At 69.6% G+C, this 2,548-nt stretch carries 3 protein-coding genes and 1 pseudogene; all 4 read left to right on the top strand.

Features of this window, described 5'->3' with window-relative positions; translation table 11 throughout:
- Nucleotides 1-726: DUF3400 domain-containing protein (locus AC30N0_RS07990; protein WP_489517395.1), on the top strand; the 726-nt coding region annotated here is incomplete at its 5' end.
- 97 nt (nt 727-823) lie between these two features.
- On the top strand, nt 824-1,234 hold the full coding sequence (locus AC30N0_RS07985) for a gamma-butyrobetaine hydroxylase family protein (protein ID WP_489517394.1): 411 nt from the start codon (nt 824-826) through the stop codon (nt 1,232-1,234).
- Nucleotides 1,235-1,241: 7 nt separating this feature from the next.
- Nucleotides 1,242-1,973, top strand: coding sequence for a bifunctional demethylmenaquinone methyltransferase/2-methoxy-6-polyprenyl-1,4-benzoquinol methylase UbiE (gene ubiE, locus AC30N0_RS07980; RefSeq protein WP_489517393.1), 732 nt, complete (start codon nt 1,242-1,244; stop codon nt 1,971-1,973).
- Nucleotides 1,974-1,975: 2 nt separating this feature from the next.
- Nucleotides 1,976-2,548: pseudogene (locus AC30N0_RS07975) on the top strand (hypothetical protein); the annotation flags it as partial.

Genomic DNA, 2,548 nt, shown 5'->3' with positions numbered 1-2,548 from the left:
ACGGTACTGCCGCCCGGCTACCTGTGCTGCGGCTACCCGCAGCGCGGCTCGGGCGACTTCGACAAGGCCGAGAAGATGATCACCGACAACCGGGTCCTCTTCCACCGCGTCGCCAACACCCTCAACTACCTCGACATCAAGACCGTGGTCGTGAGCTGCGGCACCTGCTACGACCAGCTGCAGGGCTACGAGTTCGACAAGATCTTCCCGGGCAGCCGGATCATCGACATCCATGAGTTCCTGCTCGAGAAGGGGATCACCCTCGGCGGCGCCGGGGCCCCCGACGCCGCCGCCCCGGGCTACCTCTTCCACGACCCGTGCCACAGCCCGATGAAGCTGCGCGACCCGATGGAGACCGTCAAGGCGCTGGTCGGCGACAGCGTGAAGAAGAGCGGTCGCTGCTGCGGCGAGAGCGGCACCTTCGGCATCAACCGGCCCGACATCGCGACCCAGGTTCGCTTCAGCAAGGAAGAGGAGCTGAGGAAGGACGAGCAGGCGCTGCGCGCGATGGCCCCGGCCCTCGGCGCCAAGGGCAACGTGAAGATCCTCACCTCGTGCCCGAGCTGCCTGCAGGGCCTGCAGCGCTACAAGGGCGATCTCGTCAACGGCCTGCTCGAGGCCGACTACATCGTCGTCGAGATGGCCAGCCGCATCCTCGGCGAGGACTGGATGCCGGACTACGTGGCCCTGGCCAACGAAGGCGGCATCGAGCGGGTCCTGGTGTGAGCGGTTGCGCCGCCCCTACCAAACCCGCAAGCGGACAGGGTTGCTCCCTCCCCAACCCCTCCCTCCGAGAGGGAGGGGCCCTACACTTCGCCGGCTCATGAACGATCGCGCCACGCCTCCCACGTCGATCACGGTTCACCAGCGCAGCCGCGTGCTAGAGGTCGGCTTCGGCGACGGCAGCACCTTTCGCATTCCCTTCGAGCTGATGCGCGTCTATTCGCCGTCCGCCGAGGTCCAGGGGCACGGGCCCGGGCAGGAGGTGCTGCAGACCGGCAAGCGCGAGGTCGAGCTGACCGCCCTGGAGCCGGTCGGCAACTACGCCGTCCAGCCACGCTTTTCCGACGGCCACGACTCCGGCATCTTCTCCTGGGATTACCTCTACTTCCTCGGTTCGCAGCAGGAAGACCTCTGGCGCAAGTACGAGAAGCGCCTCGTCGACCAGGGCGTCGACCGCGACGCGCCGATGGCCGGCACCGCGGCGGCGTCATCGTGCGGCCATTCGCATTGATCCCGCGATGAGCGACACCCATTTCGGCTACCGCACGGTCGATGCAAGGGCCAAGGCGGAGCGGGTGCGCGGCGTCTTCGATTCGGTCGCGCCGAAGTACGACCTGATGAACGACCTCATGTCGCTCGGCCTGCACCGGGCATGGAAGGCCTATGCGGTGGCGGTCGCGAACGTGCGCCCGGGGCAGAAGGTGCTCGACATCGCCGGCGGCACGGGCGACCTGGCCCGCGCGTTCGCCAAGCCCGTCGGCAAGACCGGGCTCGTCGTCCACACCGACATCAATGAGGCGATGCTGCGCCAGGGCCGCGACCGCCTGATCGACGAAGGCCTGCTCCTGCCCACGACGATGTGCGACGCCGAGGCGCTGCCGTTCGCAACCGGCTCGTTCGATCTGGTCAGCGTCGGCTTCGGCCTGCGCAACATGACGCACAAGGACAAGGCGCTGGCCGAGATGGCCCGGGTGCTGAAGCCCGGCGGGCGGCTGGTCGTGCTCGAGTTCTCGAAGGTGGCCGCCCCGCTGAGCAAGGCCTACGACTGGTATTCGTTCAAGGTCCTGCCGCGCATCGGGGGCTGGGTCGCCGGCGACGCGCCGAGCTACCGCTACCTCGCCGAGTCGATCCGCATGCACCCGGGCCAGGCCGAGCTGAAGGCGATGATGAAGACAGCTGGCTTCGGCCACGTCGACGTCCACAACCTCAGCGCCGGCGTCGCCGCCGTGCACGTGGGGATCAAGTGCTGACCGTGCGGCTCGCCATAGCGCCGCGGCACTGGCGCCGCGCGGCGTCGATCGGCGTCGGCCTGCCGCTGCTTCTCGGCAGCACGCCGGCGGCCGCGGCGGGTGCCGGCGCGACGATCTTCGCTGGCCTCTCGACCTGGATCGGGGTGCTCGCCGCCGTCTGGGCGGTGCTCGGCTTGCACCAGGGCGACGCAGGCATCGCCGCCTTCGCCACGGGTGCCGCGCTGGCTCTGGCGTCGCTGCTCCTTGCCGGGCGGCATCGACTGCGCGCCCACGACTCTTCGGAGGCGGCCCTGCCGGTCGTGCGATCCGTGCATCGGGCTGCGGTGCTGCCTGCATGGCCGCTGCCGGTCGGCGTCGACGGCGACGCGCTGCTCGGCGAGGCGCGCTCGCGCTTCCTGTCGCTGCAGGCGGCATGGGACGAAGGCGACGTCGCAGCGCTGACCCGCCTGACCACACCCGAGATGCTCGAGGAACTGCTCGACGTCCTGGAGGCGCGCGGCGGCCTGCCCAACCGCACCGACGTGCTCACGCTGCATGCGGAACTGCTCGGGCTCGAGGAGCTCGGCGCCGCCTAC

The sequence above is a fragment of the Rhizobacter sp. genome (assembly GCF_031412495.1).
Classification (GTDB): domain Bacteria; phylum Pseudomonadota; class Gammaproteobacteria; order Burkholderiales; family Burkholderiaceae_C; genus Schlegelella_A.
Note: the sequence above shows the minus strand (reverse complement) of the source record. Positions and strands in the feature narration are given on the sequence as shown.

Coding starts and splice junctions, on each gene's coding strand:
- ubiE (WP_489517393.1), top strand. CDS start 1,242: ATGAGCGACACCCATTTCGGCTACCGCACGGTCGATGCAAGGGCCAAG.
- AC30N0_RS07985 (WP_489517394.1), top strand. CDS start 824: ATGAACGATCGCGCCACGCCTCCCACGTCGATCACGGTTCACCAGCGC.